Here is a 24,589-nt window from a genome sequence, read left to right as displayed (position 1 = left end):
TTTACAATAGAACAGCCTTCCCTTATAATAAAAAGCAAAAGTAACCGTCTCTTCAGTCGGTTTTAACAGCCGACAATATGCGAGCGGTCGATTGAAACAAAAACTTCATAATTGTTTTTTCTTAAAGAACTGTTTCGATCCGACAGCCGTTTCTTTGCCGAAGCGCTCTCTCGGATCGTTAAGCCGGTTCCTTTCCTAATCGTTAAGCTGTCAAGGAAGGAATCGGCTTTTTTATTTGCTTGCTGAAACAGGAGGTGAATGCATGACAGGAGCACTGGACGGAATTCGCATTCTCGACATGACTCGAGTTCTCGCCGGTCCTTACTCGACGATGATTCTTGGCGATCTTGGAGCAGACGTTATTAAAGTCGAAGCGCCTGGCGGATCGGATGACACCCGTTTTTGGGGACCGCCATTTCAAAACGGTGTCAGCGCCTATTACATCTCGGCCAATCGAAACAAACGAAGCATCACTGTCAACTTAAAGACAGAAGAAGGAAAGGAAGTGATCCGCCGTCTTGCCAAAACAGTAGACGTCGTCATTCACAATTTCAAAACGGGGACGATGGAAAAGCTTGGTCTTGATTATAACGCTCTTTCTTCACTCAATCCGCAACTCATCTACTGCTCCATTACCGGATTTGGTGAAACGGGCCCTTATCGTCATCTACCGGGCTATGACTACATCATTCAAGCGATGAGCGGATGGATGAGCATTACAGGCACAGAATCTTCCGGACCGCTGAAAGTGGGGGTCGCCATCACGGATGTATTTACCGGCCTATACGCTGCCATTGCTGTACAGGCTGCCTTACTCGCCAGGGAGAAAACAGGCCGCGGACAAAAAATTGACCTTTCCTTGTTCGACTCAGCGATCAGCACACTCGTAAACGTAGCTTCAAACTACTTAATGTCAGGAGAGGTTCCAAAGCGTCTCGGAAACGACCATCCAAACATCGTCCCGTACTCTACGTATGAAGCAAGCGACGGCTTGCTTGTCATAGCTGTAGGCAATGATCGACAGTTTCAGTCGCTTTGCGAGCTTCTTTCCGATCCAACGATTGGAAAAGATCCGCGCTTTCAAACGAATCCTGGCCGTGTTGCCTACCGTGATGAACTGAACCAGCGCCTAAATGAAGAAATCAAAAAGAGGACAAAGGCGGAATGGCAACAGCTTCTTGCAGAGAAGGGCGTCCCATGCGGACCAGTCAACACGCTTGATCAGCTTTTTCAAGATCCTCAAACGCTTGCAAGAGAAATGGTTGTAACCATGGAGCACCCAAAAGTCGGAACATTGAAACTTGTTGGGAGTCCGCTGAAAATGTCAGATACGAAAGTTTCTTATCGGATCCCGCCTCCTCTTGCCGGGGAACACAACGATGAAATTCTAAAAGAAATTGGCTTGATTTCAACATTTACTAATGAAATGGAGGAATAACGAATGATGAATTTCGATTTTACGCCAGAACAAGAAATGCTCCGAAGCACCGTCCGAAAATTTGTGGACAAAGAAATTATGCCTTACATTAAAGAATGGGATGAACGCGGTTATTTTGACCCGAATATTATGAAACGGCTAGCTGAATTAAATCTCATGGGAGTTTGCATTCCTGAAGAGTACGGCGGTGCCGGCATGGATTATAACTCCCTTGCGATCGTCTGCGAAGAACTCGAAAGAGGAGATACTGCCTTTCGCACGGCCGTTTCCGTCCATATCGGATTGAACAGCCTAACTCTGTTGCAATGGGGAACGGAGGAACAAAAACAAAAATATCTCGTTCCGCAAGCGAAAGGAGAAAAAATTGGCGCATTCGGTTTGACTGAACCCGGCGCCGGATCTGACGTTGCCGCCATTTCCACAACTGCGGTTCGCGATGGAGATTACTATATTTTGAACGGACAGAAAACGTGGATTTCTCTCTGTGATATCGCTGACCATTTTATCGTTTTTGCCTATACAGACAAATCCAAAAAGCACCACGGCATTTCTGCCTTCATCGTTGAACGGACGATGCCGGGATTCTCTTCGAAAGCAATTAAAGGAAAGCTTGGCATTCGCGCTGGAAACACTGGGGAATTGTTCTTTGACAACGTCCGTGTACCAAAGGAAAACCTTCTTGGGCACGAAGGTGAAGGATTTAAAATTGCCATGTCCGCTCTTGATAATGGCCGCTTTACCGTAGCGGCAGGAGCCGTTGGCTTAATTATGGCCTGCCTAGAAGCAAGCGTAAAATACTGCCATGAACGGAAGACATTTGGCAAAGAAATCGGCCGCCACCAACTCGTCCAGCAAATGATTGCCAATATGGAAGCTGGGCTTCAGATAAGCCGACTTCTGGTCTACAAAGCAGGCTATCTGAAAAATCAAGGGAAACGAAACACCCGGGAAACATCGCTGGCTAAGTGGATTGCATGCGATTTCGCCAACAAAGCAGCTGATGACGCAGTACAAATTCACGGGGCATACGGTTACTCAAACGAATATCCGGTTGAACGCTATCTCCGCAACTCAAAAGCACCGGTCATCTACGAAGGAACTCGAGAAATTCATACGATTATGCAAGCAGAGTATGTCCTTGGCTACCGTAAAGATAAACCGCTGCGAAAAATGCTTCCAGCGTGGAACCCTGAATCAGTCAAGTTTTAAATTTCCAACATAATCCAATCCCCGAACAGAAACGCAATCGGATCAATCCATTTGTCCGTTCCAAGCGTTTCATGTTCGGGGAATATTTTCATTAAAAAAAAACGGAAAAATCCGTTTCGCCGAATTACTTCTCCATATGCGCTTTTTCTTCAATTTGGCGATACTGTTTATATAAATCTTTCAGCGCAGCCGCTAGAGCTTGATTCGCCTTTCCAAGGTATCCGTTATTCAACTGGGCAAGCGGCTCCTCAATGCCATCTTTTAAAGAGTGCCCCTTCAAAAGACGTGCAACATAATCTCGTCCATGTTCTGTGGCGAGCGTACAAGAAGCATCAATAATGACCCCATATTTTTTATCAATCTCAGCTGTAATGGTAAGCGTATCAAACACACTTTTTGCTGCCATTCCTCCAGGCAATCTGGCATGTCCAGCAATAAACTGTGTGTTCATTCACCTTCATCCCCCTTATGCAGTGAATATACCGAAAATTTTTAATTATCTAACATAAACTTATACGAAAAAGAATCGTACACGTTATTTATTCTAAAAGTATTATAAAGCATTTTTTATAAGAATTTTTCAAAATCATCCGACAAATTTCGATATGGATCAAATGAATTTACGATGCGAATAAAATCAGCGAACATAAAAATAGCCCATGCATTGAAACCTCTTCGCATTTTCATGGATGAAAGCTGTGCCTAAAATATGCTTAACGAATACGTTTTTGATAACAGCTCTAATAGTTTCATGCCGGTAATGCTGTTTCCCCTCTCATCTAATGACGGTCCAAAGATGCCGATGCCAAATCGGCCTGGGACAGCCGCGAGAATTCCGCCTGAAACGCCGCTTTTGGCTGGAATGCCAATTTTAATCGCAAACTCTCCTGAAGCGTTATACATGCCGCATGTCACCATAAATGTTTTGCAAATCCGTGCGATGTGAGGCGGCATGATTGGATCTTTTTTGATCGGATCGAATCCGTCCATCGCAAAAACAAGCCCGATTCTCGCTAAATCGATACAGTTCATTTCGATGGCGCATTGTTGCGTATATAAATCCATTAACGGTTCAACATTCTCATCAATGATGCCGTGCTGTTTTAAAAAATAACATAGAGAACGGTTCAAAAACGCCGTTTCAAATTCCGATTGCGCCACTTCTTTTGAATACGTAATCGCTGAATCTCCCGCCAAACGATGCACAAACGTCAACAAACGATGAAACCGTTCGTCTACATCAGCTCCATCAATCATATGCGTAACCGCTAATGCACCCGCGTTAATCATCGGATTGAGCGGTTTAGGCGGTTGCTTTTCTTCTAATTTAGCAATGGAATTAAACGGATCTCCCGTTGGCTCCATTCCAACTTTTTTAAATACCTCTTCCTCCCCGCGATTCATTAACACAAACGCGAGCGCAATAATTTTCGAAATGCTCTGCAGCGTTGCTTTTTCTTGCGTATCTCCCGCACAAACAACCGTTCCATCAGGGGCATAAATCGCGATCGATAAATCATTTGGATCCGCCTTGCGAAGGGCCGGAATATAATCAGCCACCTTCCCGTATTTCGCATATGGTTTGGCTTGTTCTACAAATTGTTGCAATTGCGTCTCATTATACATTGTTCATCACCGTTTTTATTATGACCAGCCAAACCTTCGATATGTATAACGATCCCAAATAAAAAATCATAAGGAGCTGTCCAAATGAATGGATCAGCTCCTGTCTATTTCATCGTTTATTCCGATTTTATTTCCACTTAACCTGCCATGCATATTGATCCAAAAACGAAATCTAGCTTAGCGATCCCTTTTTTGCAAGGTTCTCTAAAACAAGTGCCACTCCATCCTCATCATTCACCGCTGTCACGAAGTCGCTACGCTCTTTGACCTCATCCGAAGCATTTCCCATCGCCACACGATAACCGGCAACCGCAAACATCGAAAGGTCATTGTGACTGTCTCCCATCACCACGGTGTCTTTCAGATCAATCCCGTAATAGGAGGCTAGTTTGGCGAGCGCACGCCCTTTCGTCGCCTGTTCATGGTTCACTTCAATATTATTGGGATGGGATGAAGTGACCGTTACATCCGAAATCTCCGCAAACTTCGATGAAGCCGATTTTAATAGATCTTTATTCAACGAAAAAATAAGCACTTTATAAAAAGGCACATCCTCTTGCAGCCATACTTCTTGAATATCGTTCACATACGTCACACGCGCCTGTTGAAACTGTTTTTTCACAATCCGCTTTAAATCGGGATATTCTTCACTCATTCGATCCGCGAGCGCCTCTAAATGTTCGCGATTATGTAAGCCAACATAAACGGCTTCGTTTGTATAAATTTCACAATATAAATCTGGCTGTTTTCGAACCCACTCAAGCACAGGGATGAGCTTTTGTTTTTCTAGAGGAATATCGCCGATGATCGTCCCATCCGCAAGCGTGATCACCGCACCGTTCAGGCTCATAATCGGACAAACAATCCCCGCTTCTTTCAATGGCGCATACGCGTCTTTATACGCTCTCCCTGTCGCAATGGCGACGACATGCCCAGCCGTTTGCGCTTGAATAATCGCTTCTTTGTTTCTTGGGCTGATTTGTCCATTCGAATTCAGCAACGTTCCATCCATGTCTAATGCAATGAGCATCGGTTAACCCCTCGTTTCTTTGTGGGATTTGGGTTTAAAATCGCCATCTTGATCGCTGACAAGAAAAACCTTCCATCATTATAATACAAAACTAGGATTTTGAGGGTGGAATAACATAAAAAGGCGATCTCCGCGCTATATATGATAGGCTTAATTTTCCGACATGAACAAGCTTTTCTGCCATTTCCCCGAACGAAAACGCCATCAGACAAATAAATTTGTCTACCATGCGTTTTACGTTCGGGATCGGCATGCTTCTAGCATGCCAGGCGGCAAGATTTTTCTTGCCGCCTATGGCAGAAAAGCGGTCTTCTATTCATGATGAGATATGTTGGAAACTCAACTTGAATCTATATAATGAACGTTAATAAAGGAAATGTCACTTCATTTGAGATCAAAAACTATATTCTTTTGCTTTGTAAGACTTGATCGCAGTTTTTATACTAAAAATGAGAAAAACAAACCGCTTAAAAATCGATCACTCGGAATATCCATAATCGAAAATTGAGGTAATAATAAAAAAAGGAAGGAGCATATTTATGGAAAAAATAAAAGAACTTGCTCAGCTCATTCAAAATGCGAAAAACATTACCATTTTCACCGGAGCAGGAATGAGTACTGAATCGGGAATTCCGGATTTCAGAAGCAAAAATGGGATTTATTCGCAAGAAGAAAACGTAGAGCATTATCTATCAGAATACTACTTTCATAAAAACCCGAAAGATTTTTGGGCAAAATTTAAACGAATTTTTTCCGTGAAAATCCCCACCACTTGGTGAGTGCGGTATACGCTCCTGATCCGTGCGGGTATACTGAAAATGGCCAAAAAAGGCAATAGGAAAGCAGAGGTGCCCGATTTTAGGCATCTCGTATAACCTGTCTGCCTTTTGGCTAGACTAAATAAGTTGTGGTTGGCGGAACGGCTCTTTGCGGGAGATCATGCAAAAGATGATCACCAACATCCGCCGAGCAATGGCGATGAGGGCTTTTTTCTTCCCGCACCGGGCCGCCAACGACCAAAACTTTCGGGACAAGGGATGCGTCTTGGATCGAGCTGCTGACCATGCCGCCTCGCATAACGCCGATCGGAGATGGGGATTGCCTTTTGTCGTGCGCGTGCTCTTTCGCTTTCCGGCGCTTTCATGGTTGCCGGGGGACAATCCAGTCCATGAAGCCGCCCGTTCCGGCGTTTCAAAGACGCTCATGTCGGTTCCCATCTCGGCTATGATGACGGCGGCGGTTTGTTTTTTCACTCCGGGCATGGTCATCAGCAATTCGACTTCCTCGCGATACGGCTCGAGCAGGCGGTCGATGTGCTGGTCGACTTCTTCGATTAACTGCTCCAATTCCTCAACGTGTTTCCACAAGAGGCGAAGGAGACGGAGCTCGTGTTCGGCCAAGGTGCCGAGCAGCGAATCGTACACCGCTTGCTTTTTCTTTTTGAGCCTTCCGCGCAGGCATTGATCCAACTCGTCCTTGTCCACGTATCCCTTCTCAAGCAGCCGGGCGAGGATGTCTTTTCCGGAAACGCCGAAGAGATCGGAGAGGACCGAGCCGAGTTTGACATTGGAAGACTCGAGCACTTTTTGAATCCGGTTTTTCTCCGAAGTCAGCTGTCCGACCCACTTTTTGCGGAGGCGGGTAAAATCCCGCAATTCGCGAATATCCGCTGGGGGGACGAAACTTTTTTCAACGAGTCCATGGCGGAGCAGCTTGGCGATCCACTCGGCGTCAGAGACATCGGTTTTTCTTCCCGGGACATTTTTGATCCGCTGCGGATTGGCCAGTGTCAAGTCGACATAGCCTTCGAGGAAGGCGAAGACCGGTTTCCAATACACGCCGGTGGATTCCATGGCGACATGGGTAACGCCATGTTCTTCGAGCCACTCAAGCAGGTCGCCAAGTCCCTTCGAGAATGTGGAGAAGGTTTGAATGTCCTTTTGAATGTGTCCATCTTCTTCCCATAGCGCGCAGGCGACGATGGTTTCGGCATGAACATCCAATCCTGCGCAGCGAGGATAGATGACATCCATGATGAAAATCCTCCTTTTCGATGATCGAGTGCGCAAACAGCGAATCCACGGGAGAAATGCGGCAGTTTTCCGTTCGTCGTCACCTTTCCTCCGCATCGGGAAAGGGCGGACAATGGGTGGTGCACCCAGTGGATTCGAACGCTTTTCTGTACAGGGTCCAAGCCACCATTAAGTATAACGTCCTATTGAGCTGTTTGCGCCTACTCTTCATTATGGGAAGAAAAGGGGGATTTTCATGCCCGGGTGGAGAGCAAAAATTGCTCATGGAACTTTTCTTTGAAATTAATGGGGAATTTTGAACCAAACAAAGGGCATCTATTTTTGAAAGAATTAGAAGATATGGGGAAAAACGTAACGATTTTAACGCAGAATATTGATGGATTACACCATAAAGCAGGAAACTCGAACATTATTGAATTGCACGGAACTCTTCAAACCGCTACATGCCCAAAATGCAAAACAAAATACGATTTAACATTTATTAACGCACACGATCTTCCAAGATGCCATAAAACAAACAAAAAGGGAGAAATTTGCAATTTTATTCTGAAACCGGATGTGGTGCTGTTTGGCGGTATGGTTCAACGTTTCGACGAAGCGTTAAATAAAGCTTTCAACAGCGATCTTTTTATTGCAATGGGAACAAGTCTGGAAGTATCTCCTGTTAACCAAATTCCTGTTTATTTATCTTATGAAGCTCCGAAAGTCAAAAAAGCCATTATTAATAAAACCCCAACCAAAATGGATCATTTATTCGATCTTGTGATTCATGAAGGAATAGGAGCTACCGTCACAAAAATCAATCAATACTTTCATAAAAAGTAAACAAGCAGTAGATTCATCTTTTCTAATTTTGCCGCTTCCTTTATAATGAGTATAATGAGCCATAAGGGAGGTGACAAAATGGAACAAAACACAATAGTGAAAGAAATTTTAAAAGCATTGGATCTTCATGCAACCCAACTTCGCGCACAAATGGTTGAAATCGAAACAAAGATGCAAGAGATGAATAATCGATTGGAAGCAAAGCTACAAGAGATGAATGATCGATTGGAAGCAAGAATCGACCGGCTAGAGAATGAGATGAACGAACGATTCAACCGACTAGAAACAAAAGTAGACAACTTGCGCACCGAACTAACAGAAACGCAAGAAACGGTCGACTTTCTTTCAAGCAAAACCATTCAGCATGAGCGAAAAATCCGCGAGCTATACCGGCAGCAGTAAGCCACTTTTCATCCCCTCATCAGCTGCCTTTTCGTTTCTCTTTCCCCAGCGATGAAAATCACCCACAAAATAGGCAAGCCACCATTCATACATAGGCTTGCCTTCTTTCCATCTATATCATCTCTCCATCGTGTTTGAAATTCTTCACCTTTTGGCTATTCGTATTGAAATTGCTGTAACATCATGGATCCTGGATCAAAGGGAATTGATCCAGGATATTTGATCACACTTCTACTGTTTTTCCTTCCTCGACAATGTGATACATGAGATGAGTCAGGTGGTGAATAGGTCCATATTCCTCTTCTTCTTCATTGATTTCATCACTAAATTCTAAATCGTTTAAATATAACGCAGCGAATTCGTAAAAATCTTTTAATTCAAAGGAATAGCAAGCGATTGGGTCTTCGTTGTCCTCTTCATATTGAAGCATAAGATACGATTCAGTCCCATTCGCATCTTCCGCATCAAAAAACACAAAATAACCCATATCCGTGTCCAAATCAAACAAATGTCTTGTTCCACCTTCTGTTGCCTTATGGTAATCGTCCGCATTTAACTTCTGAACCGTGATGCCTTCCATCTGATCTTCGCTATGAAAATTCACTGTAAACGATTTCATCACAACACCTCCAAGTTATGTCTACTTCTATAATGACCGTATATGGGAAAACTTAAACGGAAAAATTTTGTTTGCGATCATCCTCATCGCTTTCGTTATGTAAGACTTTCCAACAAACTTACTTAACCGGTAACCATTTTAGTTCCTGAAGAACGACAGAAAGAAGGAGCGCAATAATGAACGAAATCATCCATATTTTTGGCTGAACTTTTACCGACGATATATTCAACCATTGGAAAATAAATTTGCTTCCTGTAAAAAATGCTGCAATGATTAGAGCAATAACAAGCGATTGAGACATTGGTGAATGAATATATAAATCAACATAATATTCAATTGTTCTACCAAACAATAATGTAAATAGTAGAAAGCTGAAAAATTTAACATGTTCACCGAGCCACCTCTAAGCGAAGTATAGGTGGGAGATGAATCGGTAATTTTTTCTTCCAAAAATCGAACATATGTGCTATAATGTTTTTATCACAAATTTGATGAAAGAAGGAATCTCTATGCTCCGCGGACAAAAAGTGTCCTTTCGTGCATCGAAAACGGATCTCAAGCGGCTCTATGCCTGCAATCGCGAGTCAGCTCTTGTTTGGAATGAGTGCCTCCGATTAGCGAAGGAATCCTTTCTTCAGTATGGCCGATGGATCTCGAAAAGCGAACTGCAAAAGCAAACAAAAGGAAAGTTCCATCTTCACAGCCAGTCCATTCAAGCGGTATGCCACAAATATCTCTTCGCTCGACAATCCGCTCAAAAAGCCATCTAACAAGGACTTCGCCAGGCTCGTTATCCCTACAGGAAAAAGAAGCACTTCAACACAAAATGGGCGAAAGACGGTTTCAAATTGTATGAAAATGGAAAAAATCGAACTGTCGATGGGCATCCATAACAGGAAGAGAGAAAAGCCTATCATCGTCTATGCCTCGAATTTGCCTCAAGGAACGATCAAAGAAATCGAATGTTGTTACGATAACGGTTGGTATTTAGCCGTCACGTATGAAGATGGCCAGGAAGCGAAAGCCTATCAACCGGGTCATATGGTCGGTGTGGATCTAGGCGAAATTCATACGATGGGGGCGTTTTGTGAAAACGGCCAAGCCCTTCTCATCACCGGAAGAAAAGTGCGCTCTCTTCATCGGCTGCGGAATAAAAAACTCGCCGAGATTCAGCGCCGTCCATCCAAGTGTCAAAAAGGTTCCCGTCAATGGAAGAAGTACGAGCGGGCGAAACGGTATGTCTTATCGAAATCAGAGCGGCAGCTGCGGGATGCGCTTCATAAAACAACGAAGCAGTTTGTCGACTGGTGCCTCGCTCAATCTGGATCGGATGTATACATTGGAAAAGTCGAGGGAGTCCAGCGAAACACCAGAAAGAAAAAGCGAGCCAACCGGAAACAAGTGCAAAAGATCTCGAATTGGTCGTTCGGGAAAGTCAAGCAATATCTTGCGTACAAATTGGCGCAGCACGGCATTCGCCTGAAGGAAGTAGAGGAAACGTATACAAGATAGACTCACCTGTCTGCCAGAAGAGAAGAAAAGTGTCCACCCGAATCTTTGCTTGTTCCTGTGGATACGAAGAACATCGGGATGTTCATGGGGCCCGAAACATCTTAAGCAAGGCGGTGCATCAAAAAATCATTCCTTGGAAGGTACCGACGAAGCTGACGTATCTACGGATTGCGTAAGCAAGAAGTAGTAGATGGGTTGTTCCGCCCCATCGGTGGAAAGCCGATGTTGCTTACTCATCGATCGAAAAGGCTTCCGATGAGTTCATCGAGCAGGAGAAGACAGCCTTCTTCTGCGTTGAAGCTTCTTCGATGGAGTTGGTAAGAAACTCCCGCCTCTCAACAACGTGTAGGTGGGAGAGGTTCATTTGTATCGATGATGTTTTGCTTATGCGTCCGTTTGACCCGATATAAAATAAGCATTTCTGAATATAGGATGTATTCTAGAGCTGAGTCACTTTACTACCTAACTTCTAATAGATCCATTGAATGGCTGAACGGATAAGGACTCCCTTGAGAGCCCCTATCCCCTAGAGCACTTTATATTCTTTAATTAATAAATACCCGTGGTGCTAGATAAAAATCAGACAAGCATAAAAATAGCCCTTGCATGAGGATCTCCTTAAAATGAAAGTGCGACCAAACATTTAAAAGGAGAATTCACATGCAAGAGCACTTTCATTTTACAACAGATCGAGCCAAACTTCAAAAACAATATGTATCGATGAGTCAGTCAAGACTTTGTGGGAACTTTTTTGATTCCTGAAAACAGATGTAAGTCATAGGTTAGCGAACCATTTTTTTGAATTTCATCCGTAAGCGCTTTCGGACTCTCATCCCTTGCCATGACAGACCGATATGTATACCTTTTTTTACCATCCCTTGAGTTCAGACAGGGCATGATAGATCGGAGTCCCGGACGATTGCTGTAAATATGGCACGTTATTCCGCGTTACCTCCGGAAGAAGACGGCGGACGCGTTGTTTCGCCTTGTTCACGATCATCTGTTTGGTAGATGCCGTTTCCTCCGCCGGATGCGCGCTGTTCAGTTCCACAAGCAACCCCTCTTCATCCTGCTTCGCCAGCTTTTGCCGAATCGCCTGCCACCGTGGATGGCCCGAGAGGCATTGGCGCAACTCACGCGCCACGTGGAATCGATCCAATTGGAAGCAGACCCGTCCCTTGAAATACTCCCGGCATGCGGTAATCCATGGAGCGCCGTCCCCGTTATGACAAGAAGATCCCGACACGGATCATAGGCATATTCATTCATCAAAAATTCCTCGAAGCCTTCCCACACCTCCCTCTTGCCCTCATGGACGTAATGGCGCTGATTAACAAATTCGATCCGTGAGCCGTTGCGCTTCCACCCTTCGTGAACGGTTAGGATCTTGTCTTCCTTGGCCCGTTTTCCCTTCCCTTGGCGAGAAACAAACAGTCCATCGGCCTCCACAAACAGCACCCGTCCATATCGCTGGTCCACCGGGCAGTACAGCGGAGCTTCAGCTTCGAGCACCAACTGGCGGATCGCCTCATGGCTCATCACCGGATACCCGACCATCTGGGCAAGCGTACGAGCCGCTTTGCGATAGGAAGAGCACTCCACCGCCAATCCCACCGCCGTTTCTTCTAGACAAGGGCTGATTGACTGCGATCCATCAAACGCTAAAAAGGAGTCAAGCAAAAACGTGTAACGGTTTTGTTCTCGATCCAAATAGTAGTTCCGCTCAAAGGTGACTTCGCCAAACAGGGTTTGAATCGTGGTGCGTCGTTTGTCTTTCAAGTGGTACCGGCGCTTGTCCCGGGTTTCCGCCAATTGTCGGTCGATGTCCTCCAACAGAGCCGTAAACAGCTCGGCGAAGGCGTTTTGCAAGGCTCGAAACAAATCAAGTTCGATCTCTTTCCATGTCAACGAATTTGTGGTAAGATGTTGTTGAATCTTCATGGACTCTCTCCTCCTGTTTGGGTGTTTTGGTCAATCATTATCATAACAGGGAGAGAGTCCTTTTTTCATGTTTCCTGCTTGGGATCCTACCGCGCTTCGCTTGGTGGCCCCGATGAGGGGGATTGCGAACCTACGTTCCCAACCCCCTCATCGGGGAACTTCTAAGAATTTTTCCCACAAACATTTTACTCACACTGTATCGATTTTGTGTTTTGTATCCGCTCAACTATCGAGTATCCAGATTCATCTTCAACGTCGAAATCTTCATTTGTTGAAACAGAAGGACGAGGTCATCATCACCGTCCATGTCCTCGGAAAATTGTTGGGCTTCACTTCCGAACGGCTTGGCATCGGTTTGTGATCGGGAATTTGTTCCCCAAGGCCTTGTTCCCTGAACGTTCTCGGTACAACCGTCGCTGCCGGGCGCTTGGCTTTGCGATCAAGTGGATGCGGCACCAGCTGGCCAAGCGCGGGCAACACCATGCGTATACGGTCGTGGACAGCTTGCCGATCGAGCTGTGTCATTCAGCCCGAATGTATCGCGTCAAACGGTTTCGTGGAATCGCCGATATTGGCTATTGTGCTTCCAAAAAGATCGCTTTCTATGGGTTGAAGCTTCATCTGCAGGTCACCGACCAGGGGCTTCCGATGAGATATGTCGTCACCGAAGCGTCTTGTCACGCCCGAGTGGCCGCTGAAACCGTCATGACGCAAATTCCACATCCGTATAACCTAGGCGACAAAGGGTATATCAGTCAAAAGCTACAAAAGAAGCCGTACGAAGAGCACCGATTCGCTTTTTGGACGCCTGTTCGAAAAAATCAGCGAATTCGCCAATCGGACGCATGGAAACAGTGGATGAAACGAAAACGCAAAGTGGTTGAAACCGTGTTTTCGATTTTAGTCGATCCGTATCGGATCACCGAGATTCGAGCTAACTCGGTTTCCGGATTTGAAACGGCATTGGATGGTATTTTACTGGCTTACTCGCTTGTTGTTCTTGGGCTAGTTGAGCGTTAAGACTCAACTAGCACCACGGGTTATAACAATAGTTTTGAAAATTCAAATAGATACATAGAGGGAGGGGAAAGCGATGCTTGAATTGCGGCGATATAGCGATTTCTCACTGTTCAAACGGGATGTCTTGCCGTTTCTTGAGCAACATGAAGGGGAAAACAACTTGCCATTAGGTGTAATCATGAATATGAAGCCGGAACAGAAGCCGTTGTATATGGGAACAGTGAACAAAGATGGTAAGCTGGCGCTTGTCCTGTTGCAAACGCATCCGCGCCAGCTTATTTTGTCAAAATCGTTGCCATTTGCGACCGAAGAAATAGAGGAAATCGCGAAAAAGCTGTACGAAAGCTATCCGAATATACCGGGGATAATCGGCGAAAAATGGCTGGCGACGGCGCTCGCGGAAAAGATCGCCAAGCTTCAGCACCGCCGTGTCCATATTCAGATGAAACAGCGGATTTATGCACTGAAAAAAGTGAAAAGGCCTGCCTCCAAACGAGGCGTGCTGCGTCCGGCGCAAATGAGCGATATGGAAATGCTGTGCCAATGGTTTATCCGGTTTTGTGAGGATGTTAAACTCCCGACATCCGCAGAGGAAGCGGCGCAGGCGGTGCAAGGAGCGATCGCCAATCAGCAACTATACGTATGGATGATCGATGAGGAGCCGGTTTCGATGGCGCGCTGGGCCCGTCCAACGAAAACGAATGTAACGATCGGCTGGGTATATACGCCGCTGGAAAAACGAAAAAATGGATACGCTTCTGATTGTGTGGCGGCACTGACGCAGCAGCTATTAGATTCGGGATATAAAACCGCTTCTCTTTATACCGATTTAGACAACCCGACTTCGAATAAAATTTATATGGAAATCGGCTATGAGCCGGTGATGGATTCGATGCTGCTGCTGTTTGTGAAGGAGGAAACAACATGAGGGAAATTCCATTTGCCATTGTTTTCGATATGGACGGCACGCTGTTTCAAACGGAAACCGTCCTTGTTCCTGCCCTGCATAAGACGTTTGATCGGTTGCGCCGCGAAGGGCTGTGGCAGGGGGACACGCCAGTCGAGGAATATTTGCGGATTCTTGGCGTCCCAGTTTCAGAAGTATGGCGCCAATTGATGCCGGAAGCAAGCGAATCGGTGCGCGACCGAGCAGCCGCATGGTTTTTGGATGATATCATTGATGAAATCGAGCAAGGAAACGGGCGGTTATACCCAGACGTGCTCACGACGCTTTCGGCCCTTGCCGATCAAGGAATTCCGCTTTTTGTCGCAAGCAACGGGCGTCAGCGCTATCTCGCCGCGATTCGGACCGCCTTTTTGCTCGAGCGCTATTTTATCGATTTTTACAGCCTCGATCGGTTTTCTCTGATGTCGAAGTCTGCGTTAGTCAAACAGCTGTTGAATGATTACGGGATTGAAAAAGCGGTGATGGTCGGAGACCGGCGTTCCGATATTCAAGCGGCGAAGGATAATGGGATTTGGTCGATTGGATGCCGGTTTGGATTTGCCAACGATGAAGAGCTGCGCGGGGCGGATGTGATTATACATCAGTTTTCAGAGATTGGTTCGGTATGGGTGGAAATGGTGAACAAAGCATAGAAGTTCAAAACGATGCGTTGAACAAAAATATATATGATGAAGGGAAGACTGTCTCGCACTCAAATAGCCAGCTTTTTGATGTCTACCTAGCGCTGGCGTTTGACAAAGAGACAGTCTTTTTTTGTTATCGTTTTCAACAACATTTGTTTATTTTTGCAGAATTTTTAGACAAATATTGTCGTTGTCTGAAAATTCTAACTAAGTATATCATATAAGCGTAGTGAAAATAGTAGTTAATTTAATTTTCATTTAGGAAGGTGATGGAAGATATGATGAATGGAAAGGAGTATTTGGAAAGTTTAAGGGATCATCGGGTTGTTTATTTAAATGGAGAAAAGATTGATGATGTAACAAAACACCCTGCCTATGAAAATGCAGCTCGTTCGATTGCTAGAATGTACGATGCTCTTCATGATGAACAGATGGGAAAAATTTTAACGACCACTACTGAAGAAGGTTATCGAACTCACAAATTTTTCAAAGAGCCTAAAAATGCTCAAGATCTTTTAGAAGCAAGAGATGCGATTGCACAATGGGCCAAGCTGAGCTATGGCTTTATGGGGCGCACTCCTGATTATAAAGCCTCTTTCACAGCGCATTTGAAAGCGTTTGCTGATTATTACGAAGGTTTTGAGGACAACGCGCGAAATTGGTACAAAAAAACGACAAAAGAAATTCCGTTTATTAACCATACGATTATTAATCCGCAAGTCGACCGCTCCAAGCCTCTTCATGAAAATAAAGATGTATATGTCCGCGCTGTAAAAGAGAGGGATGACGGCATCGTTGTAAGCGGTGCCAAAATGGTGGGAACGGCAGCAGCGCTAACTCATTACAACTTCGTTTCCAACTATGGAGCCCAAGATTTAGGAGACGGTGATCAAAGCCATGCACTCATCTTCTTTGTACCGATGAATGCGCCTGGTGTAAAAATGATCAGCCGCCAATCGTATGAACAAATTGCAAAAACGTTAGGTTCTCCATTTGATTATCCGCTTTCCAGCCGTTTTGATGAAAACGATGCAGTAATTGTATTAGACAATGTATTTATTCCTTGGGAAAACGTTTTTGCTTATAAAAATGTAAAAGTAGTAAATGGATTTTTTGTTGAAACGGGATTCGTTAACCGCTTTACATTCCAGGGGTGTACGCGTTTTGCCGTCAAGCTTGACTTTATGGTTGGCTTATTAATGAAAGCGACGGAGGCAGCAGGTACGAAACAATTTCGGGGTGTTCAGGCGAACATCGGCGAGGTCGTAGCCTTCCGCAATATGTTCTGGGCGCTTTCTACAGCAATGGCAGCAAATTGTGAAATGAGAAATGATGTCGCGCTTCCGAATCTTCAGTACGGTGCTGCTTACCGGGTGCTCGCTCCGATGGTATGGCCGCGCGTCAAACAAATTTTTGAACAAGTCGTAGCGGGGGGACTCATTCAATTGCCTTCAAGCGCCAACGACTTCTTAAATCCGGAATTGCGTCCGTATTTGGATCGTTATTACCGCGGTTCAGGCATTGGTGCAGAAGAACGGGTGAAATTGATGAAAATGATTTGGGATGCGATCGGAACGGAATTTGGCGGACGTCATGAACTTTATGAAATCAACTATGCGGGCAACCATGAAAACATCCGTCTAGAGACGTTAAAAATTGCCGATGTAACTGGAGATTCCGAACGATTTAAAGCGTTTGTCGATTCCGCTTTGGATGATTATGACCTTCATGGTTGGGTCAATGATACCTGGGTGTCTCCGCAAAAAGAACTTATTCAGAAATAACAGCAAAGGAGGTGGTAAACATGGACGATCGCTTATTTCGTAATGCAATGGGGAAATTTGCAACAGGGGTTACGGTAATTACGACGGAGCTTAATGGGGCTGTCCATGGAATGACAGCAAACGCCTTTATGTCCGTTTCCTTAAATCCGAAACTTGTGTTGGTTTCCATTGGAGAAAAAGCGAAAATGCTGGAAAAAATTCAACAATCGAAAAAATATGCAGTTAACATTTTGTCACAGGATCAAAAAGTGCTTTCGATGAATTTTGCCGGACAGCTGGAAAAACCAGTAGATGTGCAATTCGAAGAGCTGGGGGGACTGCCGGTCATTAAAGATGCTCTTGCACAAATTTCCTGCCAAGTTGTTAACGAAGTTCAAGCAGGCGATCATACCCTTTTCATTGGGGAAGTGACAGATATAAAAATTACAGAGCAAGATCCGCTTCTGTTTTTTAGCGGAAAATATCATCAGCTTGCCCAAAACGAAAAAGTGGAAACGTCGAGCTAAAAAGAGGAGGCATTCTATTGAAAACGATCACCATTGATCATAAAAATGATCTGCATCTTATTGCCTCTTGCCCTGCCGTAGCTGCACTAGGGTTTTTTGACGGCGTTCATCTCGGACATCAAAAAGTTATTCAGACCGCGAAAAAATTGGCGGACAAAAAGGGGTTAAAAACAGCGGTAATTAGCTTTTTTCCGCATCCAAAAGAAATTATCGGCAAAACGGGAGAACGTGTCCATTATTTGCTCCCGCCTGCCGAAAAAGCGAAAAAGTTTTCTCGCTTAGGGGTTGACTACTTTTATTTAATACGATTTACACCTGAATTTGCAAGACTTGAACCGAAAGAATTTGTCTGGAAATATTTAGTTCCTCTGCAAATCAAACATGCAGTAGCTGGATATGACTTTACGTACGGTCGAAAAGGAAAAGGAAGTTTAGACACGATGGAAGAAGACAGCGGATACTCTATCACTGTCACTAAAGTAGAAAATGTGGAACGAAATGATGAAAAAATTAGTTCCACGCTTATTAGAAACAAGATTCAATTAGGATTGATGGAAGAACTTCCTGACTACTTGGGAGAATTTTACGAAACAAAAGGAAAAATGATACGTACAGATGGAAAAGACGAGTTGATTTTGGATCGGTACTATATGATTCCGCCAAAAGGATGCTACGATGTGGCGATTGGTAATGGAAAAGAATGGTTCGACGGACGCGTGCTTGTAACAGAGCAGAAAAAAATCTATTGGCTTGGTCCACCCATCCCTTCTGTATGGAATATTTTTCGAGTGAAAGTGAAATGGATTTCTAGAAACATCCATTTCATCCCAGAAATAGAAGAAAAGCAAACAAAAAATTTAGTATCCGTGCATGGATAGCGATGTTGATATAGAAGGAGGGAGCAACGTTGGCATTCCTGAAGCAAAAAAGCATCAGCAGTGACTTAGCGCAAAAAATGATTGATAAAGCAGTACAAAAGGCTACGGAACTTGGAATTAAAGTGAACATCGCCATTGTGGACCAAGGAGGAAACTTGAAAGCTTTTTGCCGTATGGACGGGGCTCCTCTTTTAAGCATACAAATTGCGCAAAATAAAGCTTATACGGCAGCAGCTTTCGGGATTCCGACCCATCAATGGTATGACATGATCAAAGATGAGCCGAGTTTGCGCCTTGGGATTGTCCATACAGAAAAGCTTGTCATTTTCGGAGGCGGTTACCCGATTTATGACGGAAAAGATTTAGCCGGAGGAATTGGAGTCAGCGGCGGTTCAGAAGAAGAAGACCGGATTTGTTGCGAAGCAGCGTTATCTTTATTGGAAACGGTTTAATGGAAAGCGTTGGTTATTGTGTTCTTTTCATAAAAATGTTGAAAGAAAGGGAGGATTGAAATGGGCGCAATTTTAAGATTAGGTCGATTGGAACTTCGTGTGCTAGATTTGGAGGAATCTGTTAAATATTATACAGATGTCATTGGACTTGAAGTGACAGGACGCGAGGAAAATCGAGTATATTTAAAAGCTTGGGACGAATACGACCATCACAGCATCATTTTACAAAAAGCCGATACGGCTGGAATGGATCATATGGCATTTAAGGTAAAAGATATTTACGAGTTGGAAAAATTAGAATATAAAATTGAACAATTTGGATGCACAATTTCTCGGATTTCCAAAGGTGCTAGATTAGCAGAAGGAGAAGCGATTCGTTTCCAGATTCCTACAGGTCATTACATGGAATTATATACTGACATCGAACAAGTGGGGACAAAGACAGGAACTCTCAACCCTCATCCATGGCCGGATGGGTTAAAAGGAATTGCTCCACATCGCTTGGATCACGCTCTTTTAACGGGCGATGATTTGAAAACGGCAACACGTTTCTTTACGGAAGTGCTCGGTTTTAAACAAACGGAGAGAATCATTACTGTAGATGGGGAAGATTTAGTAGGCAGCTTTTTGTCAGTGACTAATAAAGCCCATGACGTTGCTTTCGTGAAAGGACCGGATGGCAAATTCCACCACGCAGGATTTTATGTAGATAACTGGTATGAAGTATTAAAAGCAGCGGATATTTTAACAAAAAATGATGTTCAAGTCGAAATTACACCGACCCGACATGGAATCACACGCGGTCAAACCGTTTACTTCTTTGACCCATCTGGAAATAGAAACGAGGCATTCGCAAGCGGTTATATGAGCTATGCTGACTTCCCGACCATTACATGGACGGAAGATAAGATTGGCGCAGGCATCTTCTATCACCGAAGAGAACTGGTTGAATCATTCTCTAAAGCATTAACGTAAAAAAAAGAAGATGTGATGCGATAAAGGGGCTTGTGTCCACTGGCCCCTTTTTGAACTAACAATGCTCAGGAAGGAATGGGAATGGTCATCGCTATCACTGAATGATAACAGTGCGGTTTCAAAAATTCGCTGTCAGCGTTCGATAGGAGGTAGTTTGGTTTGCAGGAAGTGACGAGTACCCGTATCAAAACCGGAGCCTATGAGACATATTTTTATCGTGCCGGTATCGGGAGCAGTGAAGCGATTCTTTTTATCCATGGATCCGGCCCGGGAGCAACCGCTTGGTCCAATTGGCAATATGCGCTCCCTTTTTTCAGCGAAAAAGAGTTTGATTGTATAGCGCCAGACTTAATCGGTTTCGGAATGTCGGAACATCCGTCTTCACCTCCGAAAGGCATACGGTCTTGGATGAGGCTATGGGTAGACCAAATAAAACTTCTTCTTGATTCATTGGAGATCAAACGCACCCATTTGGTAGGAAATTCTTTAGGCGGGGCTATTGCTCTTCACTTATTGGCCGAGGCACCTGAACGAATTGACCGCGTTGTGTTGATGGGCCCGGCTGGTGCTCCGTTTCGATTGACTCGAGAGCTTGACCGCATTTGGGGATTTTATGAGGATCCTTCTAAAGAGGCAATGGCGCAAATGATTCGCTGGTTTGCTTATGATGAAAGTTTTATCGAAGACCAGCTTGACAACATTAGCAAAATGCGCTTTGAGGCTGCGATGAATCCTGCGGTGCGGCGTTCATATGAAGCAATGTTTCCTCCACCTCGCCAGCAGATTGTGGATGATCTCGTTCTGCCAAGCGCCACGCTGCGCCGCATTCAACAACAAGTTTTACTCGTTCACGGTCTGAATGATCCGATCGTCCCTGTCGAAACAAGTTATTATCTTGCCCAACATCTTCCGCGGGTGAAAATGATGATTTACGGACAGTGCAGCCATTGGACGCAAGTAGAGCACAGAGATAGCTTTCATTCTTTGCTTTTAAGCTTTTTCAAGGATAAAATTTAAGAATATTTTTATATTTATGTAAAAATTAGGAGTTACGATTCATTCTTTGGCTGTACCGCTTGTGCTTACAATGCTAAGTTGCATCGCGAATAAGCCAAGTACAAGGCGACAGTTTCGTTTTTGAGGAGGGAAATGATGAACATTACAGAAATCGCCGCTTTATTATTGGAAGCGGAAAAGAAGAAAAAACCTATTGACCCGCTTACCAATGTTTTTCCTCATTTGACGGCAGATGAGGCTTATCAAATCCAATTGAAGCAAGTGGAATATAAGTTGGAAAACGGACGAACCATCGTTGGCAAGAAAATCGGTTTGACGAGCAAGGCAATGCAAAATTTGCTTCAAGTATCGGAACCGGATTATGGCCATCTTCTTGACGATATGATTGTGTTGGATGGAGAAAATGTTTTTCTTGATGAGTTCATCCAGCCAAAAGTAGAATTTGAGATCGCCTTCATTTTAAAGAAAGATTTAAAGGGTCCCAATGTCACGATGATGGATGTGATCCATGCGACGGAATATGTGGCCCCAGCCATTGAAATTATCGACAGTAGAATCAGAGATTGGAAGATTCGTTTTGAAGATACGGTTGCCGATAACGGTTCTTCTGCCAGAGCCATTATCGGGGGAAAACCGATGCCGATCGAAAACGTCGATCTTTCTCATATCGGTATGGCTGCTTATCGAAATGGTCAATTGATCAATACCGCTGCCGGAGCGGCTGTCATGGGAAATCCGATCCATGCCGTCATCTGGCTCGCCAATGCTCTTAGCCGTTATCATATTTCTTTACATAAAGGGGAAATCATTTTATCAGGAGCATTGACCGCCGCTGTGCCTGTATCTCGCGGGGATGCATTTACCGTAAAATTTGCTCATATGGGTGAAGTATCTGTTTCCTTCATATAAAAATTCGCTGCACATAGCGGGAATGCCGCTTGCAAGTTGGAAAATAAAAACACGTTACATGGGAAGGGGAATGAGCATGAAATTAAAAGCAGGGATTATTGGATCCGGCAATATCGGCACGGACTTAATGTACAAAATAGAAAGAAGCAAATATTTGGAAATGAGTGTTATGATCGGGATTGATCCTCATTCGGACGGATTAAAAAGAGCAAAAGATCGGGGAGTTACGGTGATTGATAACGGAATAGAGGGGTTTTTAAAAAATCCTGACTTGGCGGATATTCTTTTTGATGCAACGACAGCGAAAGCTCACTATAAACATCATGAAGTATTAACAAAATTAAATAAAAAAATTGTTGATTTAACCCCTGCCGCCATCGGTCCTTTTGTCGTGCCGCCGGTCAACTTAAAAGAGGAACTGGATGCTCCTGATGTTAATATGGTCACTTGCGGCGGTCAGGCAACGATTCCAATTGTTCACGCTATTCATCGGGTTGTACCAGTGGAATATGCGGAAATCGTAGCAACGGTTGCGAGCAAGAGCGCTGGTCCAGGTACAAGAGCAAACATCGATGAATTCACCCGGACGACGGCGAGAGCCATTGAAAAAGTGGGAGGAGCCAAGAAAGGAAAGGCGATTATCATTTTAAATCCTGCTGAACCGCCGATTATTATGAGAAACACGATTCATGCGCTTGTGGAAGAAACGGGAAAAGAAGAAGAAATCGTTCGTTCCATCGAATCGATGATCAAGGAAGTTCAAACGTATGTGCCTGGTTACCGTTTGCGGAGCGAACCGATGTTTGACGGAAAAAGAATATCGGTATTTCTCGAAGTAGAAGGAGCAGGTGATTATTTTCCTCCGTATTCTGGAAATCTCGATATTATGACCGCGTCTGCAGTAAAAGTAGGAGAAGAATTGGCAAAAATGAAAAATTCGGTAGTTTCATAGTCGAAACGAAAGGAGAGGGGATTATGGCAACACCATCCAAAATTCATTTAGTCGATGTAACATTGCGGGATGGAAGTCATGCGATGAAACATGCTTTCACCATTGAACAAGTAAAAGAAGTGGCAAAAGGATTAGACAAAGCAGGAATTGAATATTTTGAAGTCTCCCATGGCGATGGATTAGGCGGCTCTTCGTTGCAATATGGTTTTTCCAAAGTGAATGAGATGGAACTGATTGCAGCGGCTGCTGAAGTCTGCAAAAACGCTAAAGTTTCCGTTCTTCTTCTTCCAGGAATCGGTGTAAAGGAAGATTTAGAAGAAGCAGTAAAAGCGGGAGCGAAAATGGTGCGGGTGGCAACCCATGTAACGGAAGCGGACGTTGCGAAACAGCACATTGAGCTTGGAAGAAAGCTCGGATTAAAAACAGTAGGATTTTTAATGATGGCACATATGGCTCCAGTGGAAAAGCTGGTCGAACAAGCAAAATTGTTTGAAAGTTACGGAGCGGAAATTGTGTATGTGACAGATTCGGCCGGCGCATTGCTTCCACATGAAGTGAAGGAACGAGTGTCCGCATTAAGGGAGGCGTTATCATGCGAGATCGGCTTCCATGGCCATAACAACCTATCTCTAGCGATGGCGAACTCTATTGCCGCGGTGGAAGCAGGAGCCACTTATATTGACGGCAGCCTGCGCTGTTTAGGGGCAGGAAGCGGCAATACACAAACAGAAGTGATGGTTGCTGTGTTTGAACGTCTCGGATATGAAACAGGTGTAAAGTTATATCCGATTATGGATGTCGCCAATGAAGTGGTGGCCAAATTTATGCCACGGCCTCAAGAAATCACTGGTTCAAGCCTGATTATGGGATATTCGGGGGTTTATTCCAGCTTTCTTCTTCACACACAAGATGCAGCCAAGAAATTCGGCGTTGATGAACGGGATATTTTAGTAGAACTAGGCAAGAGAAAAGCCGTCGGGGGACAAGAAGATTTCATTTACGATATCGCCGCCCAGCTGGCAAAGAAAAAAACCGTAGAAACCATTAGTTAAGGAGGTGATTGGATGTTAAAGACGGAAATTCTCGATTCCATCGTCGATGAATTATTCCTTGCCGAAAAGCACGGGAAGGCGATTCCTAAACTGGTGGATCGCTATCCCGAATTGGATGTCCATCTTGCTTACGAAGTACAAAACCGATTGATTGAACGAAAATGCCGGGACGAAGGGACGAAAATTGTTGGTTGGAAATTAGGATTGACAAGTAAAGCCAAACAGGAAATGATGGGGGTCCACGAGCCGACTTATGGAGTTTTGTTGGAGAATATGCAGCTGAAAAGCGATGGCTCCATTTCTTTGAAAACATTAATACACCCAAAAATTGAACCAGAGATTGCCTTTATTTTTAAAGAAGAACTAAAAGGACCGGGCGTCACCGTGGCGGAAGTTTTGCAAAAGACGGCCTACATCGCACCGGCTCTTGAAATTATTGACAGCCGTTATCAAAATTTTTCTTTCACTTTGGCGGATGTCATTGCCGATAATTCTTCTTCTTCCCGCTTCATTTTAGGAGAACGTTTTACGAAATATGATGGGGAAGATTTAAGTTTAATTGGTATGGTTTTTAAAAAGAATGGGGCTATTGTTTCTACGAGTGCCGGTGCAAGCGTGATGGGACATCCGGTAAGGGCCATTGCCTGGATGGTGAACAAACTTTCTCGTTACGATCAATCGGTTAAACCGGGAGAAGTGGTTCTAAGCGGGGCGTTAACCGGCGCGGTGGAAATAAAAGAAGGAGACGTATTCTCGATGAGCTTGGACCGTTTTGGTTCGGTTGAAGCCTCTTTCACCTTTGGAAAGGAGAGTAAATAG

The 24,589-nt window shown here is 44.4% G+C and carries 22 protein-coding genes and 4 pseudogenes; 20 read left to right on the top strand and 6 right to left on the bottom strand.

Features of this window, described 5'->3' with window-relative positions; translation table 11 throughout:
• The first annotated feature begins 262 nt into the window (after window positions 1-262).
• Together B9L23_RS12435 and B9L23_RS12430 are read left to right on the top strand one after the other, a co-directional pair.
• Window positions 263-1,438: a CaiB/BaiF CoA transferase family protein gene (locus B9L23_RS12435; RefSeq protein WP_089097762.1), complete on the top strand. Its 1,176-nt coding sequence runs from the start codon at window positions 263-265 to the stop codon at window positions 1,436-1,438.
• Between the two features lie 3 nt (window positions 1,439-1,441).
• On the top strand, window positions 1,442-2,647 hold the full coding sequence (locus B9L23_RS12430) for an acyl-CoA dehydrogenase family protein (protein WP_187252159.1): 1,206 nt from the start codon (window positions 1,442-1,444) through the stop codon (window positions 2,645-2,647).
• A 124-nt stretch (window positions 2,648-2,771) separates the two neighbouring features.
• On the opposite strand, the gene B9L23_RS12425 is transcribed toward B9L23_RS12430, so the two are convergent.
• The 3 genes from B9L23_RS12425 to B9L23_RS12415 form a co-directional block, all read right to left on the bottom strand.
• Window positions 2,772-3,098, bottom strand: a complete 327-nt coding sequence (locus B9L23_RS12425; protein WP_089097761.1) for a DUF3870 domain-containing protein — start codon at window positions 3,096-3,098, stop codon at window positions 2,772-2,774.
• A gap of 251 nt (window positions 3,099-3,349) precedes the next feature.
• Window positions 3,350-4,273: a glutaminase A gene (gene glsA, locus B9L23_RS12420; protein WP_089097760.1), complete on the bottom strand. Its 924-nt coding sequence runs from the start codon at window positions 4,271-4,273 to the stop codon at window positions 3,350-3,352.
• 172 nt (window positions 4,274-4,445) lie between these two features.
• Window positions 4,446-5,303: a Cof-type HAD-IIB family hydrolase gene (locus B9L23_RS12415; protein WP_089097759.1), complete on the bottom strand. Its 858-nt coding sequence runs from the start codon at window positions 5,301-5,303 to the stop codon at window positions 4,446-4,448.
• A gap of 539 nt (window positions 5,304-5,842) precedes the next feature.
• Between B9L23_RS12415 and B9L23_RS12410 the strand changes: the two are divergent.
• Window positions 5,843-6,067 (top strand): annotated as a pseudogene (locus tag B9L23_RS12410) (Sir2 family NAD-dependent protein deacetylase); the annotation flags it as partial.
• Between the two features lie 132 nt (window positions 6,068-6,199).
• Here the strand turns inward: B9L23_RS12410 and B9L23_RS12405 are convergent.
• Window positions 6,200-7,336, bottom strand: a complete 1,137-nt coding sequence (locus tag B9L23_RS12405; protein WP_089097758.1) for an IS110-like element ISGka2 family transposase — start codon at window positions 7,334-7,336, stop codon at window positions 6,200-6,202.
• Window positions 7,337-7,606: 270 nt separating this feature from the next.
• Between B9L23_RS12405 and B9L23_RS12400 the strand changes: the two are divergent.
• Both B9L23_RS12400 and B9L23_RS12395 read left to right on the top strand, forming a co-directional pair.
• Window positions 7,607-8,161: pseudogene (locus B9L23_RS12400) on the top strand (NAD-dependent protein deacylase); the annotation flags it as partial.
• 78 nt (window positions 8,162-8,239) lie between these two features.
• Window positions 8,240-8,563, top strand: a complete 324-nt coding sequence (locus tag B9L23_RS12395; protein WP_089097757.1) for a hypothetical protein — start codon at window positions 8,240-8,242, stop codon at window positions 8,561-8,563.
• 223 nt (window positions 8,564-8,786) lie between these two features.
• Here the strand turns inward: B9L23_RS12395 and B9L23_RS12390 are convergent, their stop codons facing one another.
• Window positions 8,787-9,182 (bottom strand): cytosolic protein, encoded by a 396-nt coding sequence (locus tag B9L23_RS12390; RefSeq protein ID WP_089097756.1) that lies wholly within the window; start codon window positions 9,180-9,182, stop codon window positions 8,787-8,789.
• A 639-nt stretch (window positions 9,183-9,821) separates the two neighbouring features.
• On the opposite strand from B9L23_RS12390, the gene B9L23_RS12385 reads away from it, so the two are divergent.
• Both B9L23_RS12385 and B9L23_RS21415 read left to right on the top strand, forming a co-directional pair.
• Entirely contained in the window at window positions 9,822-10,694 is an 873-nt protein-coding gene (locus B9L23_RS12385; protein WP_245842410.1) for an RNA-guided endonuclease TnpB family protein, read from the top strand.
• Window positions 10,601-10,870, top strand: coding sequence for a zinc ribbon domain-containing protein (locus B9L23_RS21415; protein ID WP_281255492.1), 270 nt, complete (start codon window positions 10,601-10,603; stop codon window positions 10,868-10,870). The genes B9L23_RS12385 and B9L23_RS21415 overlap by 94 nt, the downstream gene beginning before the upstream one ends.
• Before the next feature lie 692 nt (window positions 10,871-11,562).
• On the opposite strand, the pseudogene B9L23_RS12380 reads toward B9L23_RS21415, so the two are convergent.
• Window positions 11,563-12,635 (bottom strand): annotated as a pseudogene (locus B9L23_RS12380) (ISLre2 family transposase).
• 202 nt (window positions 12,636-12,837) lie between these two features.
• On the opposite strand from B9L23_RS12380, the pseudogene B9L23_RS12375 reads away from it, so the two are divergent.
• The 13 genes and pseudogenes from B9L23_RS12375 (at window position 12,838) to B9L23_RS12310 (ending at window position 24,589) form a co-directional block, all read left to right on the top strand.
• Window positions 12,838-13,655, top strand: a pseudogene (locus B9L23_RS12375) (IS982 family transposase).
• Between the two features lie 73 nt (window positions 13,656-13,728).
• Window positions 13,729-14,583, top strand: a complete 855-nt coding sequence (locus B9L23_RS12370; RefSeq protein ID WP_089097755.1) for a GNAT family N-acetyltransferase — start codon at window positions 13,729-13,731, stop codon at window positions 14,581-14,583.
• A complete protein-coding gene (locus tag B9L23_RS12365; RefSeq protein ID WP_089097754.1) occupies window positions 14,580-15,254 on the top strand; it encodes an HAD-IA family hydrolase in 675 nt (224 codons plus the stop codon). The genes B9L23_RS12370 and B9L23_RS12365 overlap by 4 nt, the downstream gene beginning before the upstream one ends.
• Window positions 15,255-15,523: 269 nt before the next feature.
• Window positions 15,524-17,029, top strand: a complete 1,506-nt coding sequence (locus tag B9L23_RS12355) for a 4-hydroxyphenylacetate 3-hydroxylase family protein (RefSeq protein WP_081188915.1) — start codon at window positions 15,524-15,526, stop codon at window positions 17,027-17,029.
• Window positions 17,030-17,049: 20 nt separating this feature from the next.
• Window positions 17,050-17,535 (top strand): flavin reductase family protein, encoded by a 486-nt coding sequence (locus B9L23_RS12350; RefSeq protein ID WP_081188875.1) that lies wholly within the window; start codon window positions 17,050-17,052, stop codon window positions 17,533-17,535.
• A 17-nt stretch (window positions 17,536-17,552) separates the two neighbouring features.
• The gene (locus tag B9L23_RS12345) at window positions 17,553-18,413 is read left to right on the top strand and encodes an FAD synthetase family protein (RefSeq protein WP_089097752.1); all 861 of its coding nucleotides are present in this window, start codon (window positions 17,553-17,555) and stop codon (window positions 18,411-18,413) included.
• 29 nt (window positions 18,414-18,442) lie between these two features.
• Window positions 18,443-18,865, top strand: coding sequence for a GlcG/HbpS family heme-binding protein (locus B9L23_RS12340; RefSeq protein WP_089097751.1), 423 nt, complete (start codon window positions 18,443-18,445; stop codon window positions 18,863-18,865).
• 60 nt (window positions 18,866-18,925) lie between these two features.
• Complete coding sequence (locus B9L23_RS12335; protein WP_081188873.1) at window positions 18,926-19,840, top strand: catechol 2,3-dioxygenase; 915 nt, start codon at window positions 18,926-18,928, stop codon at window positions 19,838-19,840.
• 168 nt (window positions 19,841-20,008) lie between these two features.
• Window positions 20,009-20,857, top strand: coding sequence for an alpha/beta fold hydrolase (locus tag B9L23_RS12330; protein WP_223812243.1), 849 nt, complete (start codon window positions 20,009-20,011; stop codon window positions 20,855-20,857).
• A 135-nt stretch (window positions 20,858-20,992) separates the two neighbouring features.
• Window positions 20,993-21,766 carry a 2-keto-4-pentenoate hydratase gene (locus B9L23_RS12325; RefSeq protein ID WP_089097750.1) on the top strand — a complete coding sequence of 258 codons (774 nt, stop codon included), beginning with the start codon at window positions 20,993-20,995 and terminating at the stop codon, window positions 21,764-21,766.
• Window positions 21,767-21,842: 76 nt separating this feature from the next.
• The gene (locus B9L23_RS12320) at window positions 21,843-22,718 is read left to right on the top strand and encodes an acetaldehyde dehydrogenase (acetylating) (RefSeq protein ID WP_089097749.1); all 876 of its coding nucleotides are present in this window, start codon (window positions 21,843-21,845) and stop codon (window positions 22,716-22,718) included.
• A gap of 23 nt (window positions 22,719-22,741) precedes the next feature.
• Window positions 22,742-23,770, top strand: a complete 1,029-nt coding sequence (gene dmpG / locus B9L23_RS12315) for a 4-hydroxy-2-oxovalerate aldolase (RefSeq protein ID WP_081188869.1) — start codon at window positions 22,742-22,744, stop codon at window positions 23,768-23,770.
• A 12-nt stretch (window positions 23,771-23,782) separates the two neighbouring features.
• On the top strand, window positions 23,783-24,589 hold the full coding sequence (locus B9L23_RS12310) for a 2-keto-4-pentenoate hydratase (RefSeq protein WP_081188868.1): 807 nt from the start codon (window positions 23,783-23,785) through the stop codon (window positions 24,587-24,589).

It is taken from the genome of Parageobacillus galactosidasius (assembly GCF_002217735.1).
Classification (GTDB): domain Bacteria; phylum Bacillota; class Bacilli; order Bacillales; family Anoxybacillaceae; genus Parageobacillus_B; species Parageobacillus_B toebii.
This window is presented reverse-complemented; position numbering and strand designations above follow the sequence as displayed.